The organism is Actinomadura sp. 9N215 (assembly GCF_044326345.1).
Classification (GTDB): Bacteria; Actinomycetota; Actinomycetes; order Streptosporangiales; family Streptosporangiaceae; genus Spirillospora.
The window spans coordinates 1-6,622 of record NZ_JBIRBA010000062.1; the positions used below are offsets into that span (position 1 = coordinate 1).

Annotated in this window: 8 protein-coding genes; 3 read left to right on the forward strand and 5 right to left on the reverse strand. The window is 69.0% G+C overall.

The annotated features are described in order from the left end of the window. Window positions 1-604: 604 nt before the first annotated feature. Complete coding sequence (locus ACH34T_RS44400) at window positions 605-895, forward strand: UBP-type zinc finger domain-containing protein (protein WP_396027059.1); 291 nt, start codon at window positions 605-607, stop codon at window positions 893-895. A 222-nt stretch (window positions 896-1,117) separates the two neighbouring features. After that, window positions 1,118-1,624 (forward strand): DUF6458 family protein, encoded by a 507-nt coding sequence (locus ACH34T_RS44405; RefSeq protein WP_396027060.1) that lies wholly within the window; start codon window positions 1,118-1,120, stop codon window positions 1,622-1,624. A gap of 655 nt (window positions 1,625-2,279) precedes the next feature. Here the strand turns inward: ACH34T_RS44405 and ACH34T_RS44410 are convergent. The 3 genes from ACH34T_RS44410 to ACH34T_RS44420 all read right to left on the reverse strand — a co-directional run bounded on the left by ACH34T_RS44410 (window position 2,280) and on the right by ACH34T_RS44420 (window position 3,751). Then, the gene (locus tag ACH34T_RS44410; RefSeq protein ID WP_396027061.1) at window positions 2,280-2,687 is read right to left on the reverse strand and encodes an STAS domain-containing protein; all 408 of its coding nucleotides are present in this window, start codon (window positions 2,685-2,687) and stop codon (window positions 2,280-2,282) included. Window positions 2,688-2,762: 75 nt separating this feature from the next. Continuing rightward, on the reverse strand, window positions 2,763-3,341 hold the full coding sequence (locus tag ACH34T_RS44415; RefSeq protein WP_396027062.1) for a DUF5994 family protein: 579 nt from the start codon (window positions 3,339-3,341) through the stop codon (window positions 2,763-2,765). A gap of 47 nt (window positions 3,342-3,388) precedes the next feature. Further along, a complete protein-coding gene (locus ACH34T_RS44420; RefSeq protein WP_396027063.1) occupies window positions 3,389-3,751 on the reverse strand; it encodes a hypothetical protein in 363 nt (120 codons plus the stop codon). A 507-nt stretch (window positions 3,752-4,258) separates the two neighbouring features. Here ACH34T_RS44420 and ACH34T_RS44425 point away from each other — a divergent pair. Continuing rightward, complete coding sequence (locus ACH34T_RS44425) at window positions 4,259-4,615, forward strand: PRC-barrel domain-containing protein (protein WP_131970390.1); 357 nt, start codon at window positions 4,259-4,261, stop codon at window positions 4,613-4,615. Between the two features lie 137 nt (window positions 4,616-4,752). On the opposite strand, the gene ACH34T_RS44430 is transcribed toward ACH34T_RS44425, so the two are convergent. Beyond that, window positions 4,753-5,715, reverse strand: coding sequence for a YihY/virulence factor BrkB family protein (locus tag ACH34T_RS44430; protein WP_396027064.1), 963 nt, complete (start codon window positions 5,713-5,715; stop codon window positions 4,753-4,755). Between the two features lie 231 nt (window positions 5,716-5,946). Then, the gene (locus ACH34T_RS44435) at window positions 5,947-6,087 is read right to left on the reverse strand and encodes a hypothetical protein (RefSeq protein WP_396027065.1); all 141 of its coding nucleotides are present in this window, start codon (window positions 6,085-6,087) and stop codon (window positions 5,947-5,949) included. Window positions 6,088-6,622 lie beyond the last annotated feature (535 nt).

Here is a 6,622-nt window from a genome sequence, read left to right on the forward strand (position 1 = left end):
GGTCAGCCGTCCGGTCTCGTCCAGGCGGAGCATCACGATCGCATCAGCGCGGACAATGTCATGGCCGCCGCTGGCCGCGACCCAGACCTCGGTCACCGTCCCACTCATGAACCTCACCTCCCCGGCTCCCCGACAATCCGCAGGGCCACTACCCAACATAAGCGGTTCGACATCACGTCCGTCAGAATCGCGACGACGACATGCGGCCCCTGACGTGCGGCCCAGACGGGACGTGCGGCCCAGACGGGCCGGCCGCGGGTCAGGGCTACCACCGGCGGTTATCGCCTCCGCTGATCGAGCCTGCTCGGATCGCCTGTTACGACCGGCCGGGGATCGAGCTCAACTGGTAGTGGGCACCAATCACGCATCCGAGTTCGGAGCGGAAGATCATGACCACGATCGTGCCCTGAGGCCACACCCCCGAGGGCATGCCGATCTTGGCCAACGATCCACAGGTCCGGCTTCCCGCGTCGCCGGGTACTGCATCGCCTGCACGCCGGCGGCGGTCCATCGCGTCCGGAATTGGAGTACTGATCCAACGGCGGCGCGTCGCGGTGCTCGGAAAGGGGGGCTCTCGATGAACCACGAAATGAGAGTCCAAATCATGACCTCAAGCGCGCCCACCGGCCCGAACGGGTCGGCACCACATTGTGAGCATGTGGACGGACTGGCGCCCGTCACTCCCCGATCGCGCGGCTGCACGGTGTGCGAGGCGCGAGGAGACGGGTGGACGGCCCTCCGGATCTGCCTGACCTGCGGCTGGGTGGCATGTTCCGACAACTCACCCAAGCGGCACGCACAAGCGCATTACCAGGAGACCGACCATCCGCTGGCCGCCGCGATGGAACCGGGATCCACCTGGAGATGGTGCTACGTCCACGAACGCCTGGTCTGACTCCGGCCAGCTCCGGTGATCGACCGCCCCGCCAAGCTGAGCCGTTCACAACTTGAACAGCGCCCACGATTGAACGGGCGATGAGCGACATTTGTGGCGACGCCCCGCCCGCTCCCTGTTCCACGTTCGGCGTCCTAGTCCGGCTGGTGGCGTCCAAACTGTCATCTCCCGGGGAGAAGGAACGTTCGGAAAACGGCTGTTTCCCCCGCTGCCGGGGAAGGGTTGAATGAAAAACGAACGGGCATGCCGGCCCGGTGGCCGTCTCTTCTGTGGCGCATTGGGGCCGCTGTTTCGACCGGTTCGGAAGACCGATCCTGGCAGTCACCGAATTCATGGCTCGTCGAGGAGTTCGGTCATGGACATCATCGCCTGGATCATTCACCTGAGTTCGCCGAACAGCGGTGTGTGATGCCCATAGCGGGCGGCGTCGCCATTCTGACGATCGGCGCGATCCTCACTTTCGCCGTCACGGGGTCCGTACGCGGTATCGATCTGCACGCGGTGGGCACCATCTTGATGGCCGCCGGTGCGGCCCTGCTGCTGCTTCCGCTGGTCATGCGCGGCATGTCACCCCCGAAGCGATGGTCCGCCCGCAGCCGCCAGGACGCCATCGACGAAGCGGACGACAAGCGGCGGAACTCCGCCGCGCCGCCGCACCGCGACAGCCCGCCCGACGCTGACGGCCCAGCCCGCCAAGGCCGCGCCCGGCCGCGACGTAGCCGACGCTAGACAAGGGTGCCCGCATGAACATTGCCGGTGAACACCGCCTGGGAGGTCCTGAGGCTGGGCCCGGCCGCGAAGGTTCGTGGAAGCGCCGTCCCCTCGTCAGCGGTTCCGCCGCACTCGCGGTGCCCGGCTGTCACCCCCGAGTTCGGTGACCGTGGCCAGGCCCGGCAAGAGGTGCCCGATGACCATGAAAGCTGAATACCTGCGGCTGATGAGGGGGCTCATCGGCGGCATGGCCATTGCGGTGGCCCTCGTCTGCGCGCTCATCGCCGCGGTCGCCATCGTCGTCTCCTGACGCGGCCGAGGGCAGGGAACCACGACGTGGGGACGGCCTGAAACACTGAGCTGGTCGCGCGGGCCCCGTCCCCAGTGATGGGTCACCCGTCGGCGATGGCGGCCGGCTGCCGCCACGCCGCGGCCGCCCGCATGGCCGGACGGTCGGTCAGCGGGTGTCCATCTGGTCGCTGCCCGCCCGGGCGGCAGCCGTCACCGGCCGCCGCGCAGACGGGGTTGCGTGGCGGCTTCGACTTCCGTGCGGGTGCGGGGCCCCGATCAGGATCGAGCCCGGGCGGGGACGCCCGCCGAATGGTCGGGCGTCGCGGAACCGGGCGGGGTTTGGCCGGATCGCCTCGGGCTGTAGCCAGCTGCGGTTCGCTGGTTAGACAGCGATTTCGGCGTGGATGTCCGGGGTGGAGTGGACGGTGAGGGCGCGACCGAGCGCGGTGAGGCGGAGCTGCGCGGCGACCTGGGGGCCTGGGGCGGCGAGGCGCAGGGTGATGCCGAGCCCTGCGGCGCGGCGCTGGATGCCGACTAGTACGGCCAGCCCGGCCGCGTCGGCGGACGCCACCTCTCTCAGGTCGAGGATCAGCAGGCGGCCGCTGTGCCGCAACGCGCCGATCAGGTGCTCGCGCAGCGCTGGAGCGGCCGCGACGTCCAGGACGCCCGACAACGCGACGATGGTGTGGCCGGGACGCCGGTGGGCGGGCATCCTCACTTCGTCGGGGGCCCGGACAAGGCCCGCGGTGGCGGACGCAATGGCGGGTGCGGTGGCGGTGAGTGTGGTCATGGTGATCTCCGATCACGGTGGGCGGGCGCGCCGGCCCGGACAGCCGGATGACGGCCGGCCGGGCGGCGGAGCGGATCAATGTGCCGCGAGGCGTTCCCGCAGTCGTCCGCCCTCGGACTCCCAGCCGCTCTCGGAGACCGTCGGGGCACCGGACCGGTCCATCCGGCCGGATGGCGGGGTGAGGGCGGCCAGCAGGTCAGGCGTGTGCAGGAGGTTGTGCGGGTGGGACGCCAGCTCCATCGACGCCTCGGCCTCGGCCTGGGGTGTGGAGACCGGGACGGTGAACAGGTCCACGCGCCGGCCGTCGGCGTGGATCGCGGTGAGCAGCCCGGAGGGCAGGGAGTCGAACCAGCTCAGCCGCACCACCCGGGTGTCGGCCGGGCCGTCGATGCGCAGCCGCCGGGGACGGCTGTCCCAGTCGTCCACCCGAAGCAGGACGTGGGTGATGGGACGCTGGTCGTCGATCAGGCCGTGGTCCTGCAAGGCCAGGATCAAACCCGGCAGCTCCGCGACCGGGTCGGTCGAGCGGGGCCACCAGGCGCCGTCCAGCACGGGCCGCGCCGAGCCGGGAGGGGCCGCTGGACGCAGCCGCAGCCGGGGAGTCGAGGGTGGGGACAGGCTGATCGTGGTACGGCGTTCGGTGGTGGTCCACATGGCAGGCGCCTTCCTTGGGCTTCCGATCGGAGTGGCGGGTCGGTGGCTCAGCGGAGGCGCTTGCGGGTCAGCGGGCGCAGTTGCGTGAGACGGGCCATGCCCAGGAGCAGGGTGACCGCGATCCCGGCGGCCATGGCGGCCATGAGCACGACCGCCAGTGGCAGGACGCCGCTCATCCCGGTGAAGGAGATCCGCACATCACCGGTGTTGCTCACCACGAGCACCATGAAGAGGATCAAGAGGACCGCGACAGCCCACAGCTCGGACCACACCACGCTCGTGCGGGTCGCCTTCACCGTTCGCGGCGACGGCAGCGACTTGTGCCGATCGGGGACTCTGCGGCCAGGTGGTCTGAGCTGGGACACCGAACCGGACTGGCCGTTGGCGCGCGGCTTGTGCGAGGTCTGCATGGCTCCCCCTCTCCGGGGGGCGGGCCGGTATGACGGAAGCCCTCAAAACGGGATGCCGTCGTTTGCCGGATACTTTTATTCTACCCGAATAATTGCCAATATACGGGAAACAGAAACAGTTTCTGGGTGATTCGCTCACGCATCGGGGCCGTCGACACCGGAGCACGAGAAACCCGCTCCATTTCAGCCGATTTCCGGTCCAGCCGCCGACAGGGTTATCAGCGCGAGTGATGGGTTGTGCATGGATTGGCTGTGTCCGTCCTCGGGTCACCGCGCTTAGGTGGACGATGCCGGCCCACACTGCCTCGGGGGGAGATTTGGCCGGAGGTTCCAGGGCCGTTCGCTCCTCCCCGAGCCGGCGGCCCTGGACCAGCAGCCCGCCCGTCGTGAACGAGGGCGGCATGATCGCCGATCGACACGGGTGAACCGGAATAGGCCGACCCTGGACGAGTCGGACGACGAAGACGGGGGACCCTGACCCCATCGGGCCCAGTGGAAGGAGCGACGATGATCCAACTGGCTGACATCCGGGAATGGCGCACCCACACCGTCCTCGACTCCGGCGGACACAAGATCGGCACACTGGAGTCGGTCTACGTCGACACCAGCACCGACGAACCCGCCATGGCCACCGTGCGGATCGGCCTGCCCACCCGCCACCGGCTGACCTTCGTTCCGCTGGACGGCGCGACCGCCGGGCCCGGCTACGTGCGAGTCGCCCACGACAAGGCACTCGTCAAGCACTGCCCGGCGATCGGCACCGATGACGTCCTGCCCGCCAAGGACGAGGAAGCCGTCTTCCGGCACTACGGCCTGGACTACCAGCCCGGCGCCGGCGGCGAACGCCAGCTCGCCCGCCGCTGACCGCTCCCGCCCCCGACCGTACGGGCACACCACGATGCTGCTCTTCCTCCCTTGTGGTGGCCCTGCGTTCGACCAGACGCCGGCGCCCGCTCCGCTGACGCGCCCGCCGCGGGGGCGGCCCGGATAGCGGCCAGGTGTCAGTCCGAGTCGTCGCGTCGAGTGGGGTCGAAGTCGACGTCGACGTTTTCGAAGCCTTTGTGGCGTTCGGTCTCGGCGTAGGAGGTGTAGGCGCGCCGGTCCCCGGCGGTCAGTTCGACGTTGTCGGTGAAGGGCGTCAGCAGGCTACGCGGCCACAACCGCCGCTCACGGACGACGTTGATCTCGGCGCTCAGCACGAAGACGACCGCGCCCAGATAGATCCACGTCAGCAGGCCGAGCACGATGCCGAACATGCCGTAGGTGGCACTGGCGCCCTTGAGCATGTGACCGAGGAGGAACGCCCCGGCCCACTGAATGATCTGCCAGACCAGCGCCGCGGCGATCGCCCCAGTCCGGACCTGCGCGATGGTGAGCCGCCGGGCGGTCAGCACCCGGAACGCCACCGTGAACAGCACCACGTTGAGGGCAACGGCCACCACGATGGCCGCCGACCGCACACCGGCGCCGAAGACGCCACCGGACGCGGTCACCGCCGACAGCAGCGTGGTCACCAGGATCACCGCGCCGCCGACCGCCAGCAGCACGAGGCTGCGCACCCTGGCGGCGATGGGATTCGGCCGGGAGTTACGCGGAACTCCCCACATCTTGTTCAGCGCGTTCTGAGTGGCCTGCACGACGCCCAACCCGCCGAACATACTGCCCACGACGCCTGTGGCCAGAGCCAGGAAACTGCCGTGGAAGGAATGGATGTTCGCGCCGATCTGGTCCCCGATCACCGGGAACTGCGCAAGCGCCGAATCCAGCACGCGTTCCTGCAGCCCCGGGCTGCCCTCCAACGCGAACCCCAGACCGGTGACCAGCAACAGCAGCAACGGGAATAGCGACAGGAACCCGTAAAAGGTGATCAACGCCGTGAGATACCCGCCCTGGTCGTCCACGAACTTGTACACCACCGCCAGCGGCAGACCCGCCCAACGATGCCGCCTCTGATAGGCGTCCACGCGGCCGACCACTCCCACACGGCCCTTCTTCCCTCTTCAGCGCTCGCCCCAACGCTCAATCGTCCGGTTCCGGCGAGCGGCCGCCTCCTGTTCGGTCGGCGACGTCCGACAGCAGTAGCCGAGCCCCGGCCCCGTAGTGCAGGCCGTTCAGATCCCGTACCGCATCGTTCAGGAGGGATCGCCTCGTCACGGTGGTCCAGCGGGAACTCCAATGCTGACGCCCGGTGTCCTCTACTCAGCAGGCCACTTGTCGCGCAGGCACCACTGATGAACCGGCAGAACGATGACGTTCACCTCCACGACGCGGTCAGCCGAAGTATGAGCCTCGCGGACGATTTCGTACACGCGCGGATCCTCGGTCATGCGCAGCACGCGGGCCTCCTCTTCCGAAGGGGGCCCGGACGTCGACGTCCTCGACGAAGGACGTCGGCTCGTGGCCAAGGTCCGCCGGGCGGGAGTAGGCGCCCCCCCAGACCGGTTTCCTCAGCGAGCAGGCTGCCTTCGGCAACGTCCAGTGGCAGGAAGCCGGCCGCGATCTGGACGGGCACGTCGCCCGCGTACACTGCGCCCCCGGCGTACCAGCACGCTTTTGACTGCCGCTCGATGAACTCCAACATCCTCGGCAGCCGCTCTTCGGCAGGTAGCAAGGCGCCGCGCGAATACGCGCCGCTGACTCCGGATTGAACGGGTCGCAGGGTTAGACCGCAGGTCGTGAGCAGCCTATGCTACGTGCGACGACGGCAGTCGTCTGTCGGGCCGCTCCAGACCCTGGCGGCGTAGGGTGCACACGCTCCAGGGAAGTGGCTGCCATGACGGCATTCGAACCATCGCCCCCATCCTCCGTTCCACTGGCGCTGCGGACGCGGCTGGACACCACGACCGGCGAGGGCGCCCAAGCCGGGGCGCA

What these genes read in the sequence shown, in the direction of transcription:
- ACH34T_RS44400 (WP_396027059.1), top strand. Translation starts at nt 605, where the DNA reads ATGACCTCAAGCGCGCCCACCGGCCCGAACGGGTCGGCACCACATTGT.
- ACH34T_RS44410 (WP_396027061.1), bottom strand. Translation starts at nt 2,687, where the DNA reads ATGACCACACTCACCGCCACCGCACCCGCCATTGCGTCCGCCACCGCG.
- ACH34T_RS44415 (WP_396027062.1), bottom strand. Translation starts at nt 3,341, where the DNA reads ATGTGGACCACCACCGAACGCCGTACCACGATCAGCCTGTCCCCACCC.
- ACH34T_RS44420 (WP_396027063.1), bottom strand. Translation starts at nt 3,751, where the DNA reads ATGCAGACCTCGCACAAGCCGCGCGCCAACGGCCAGTCCGGTTCGGTG.
- ACH34T_RS44425 (WP_131970390.1), top strand. Translation starts at nt 4,259, where the DNA reads ATGATCCAACTGGCTGACATCCGGGAATGGCGCACCCACACCGTCCTC.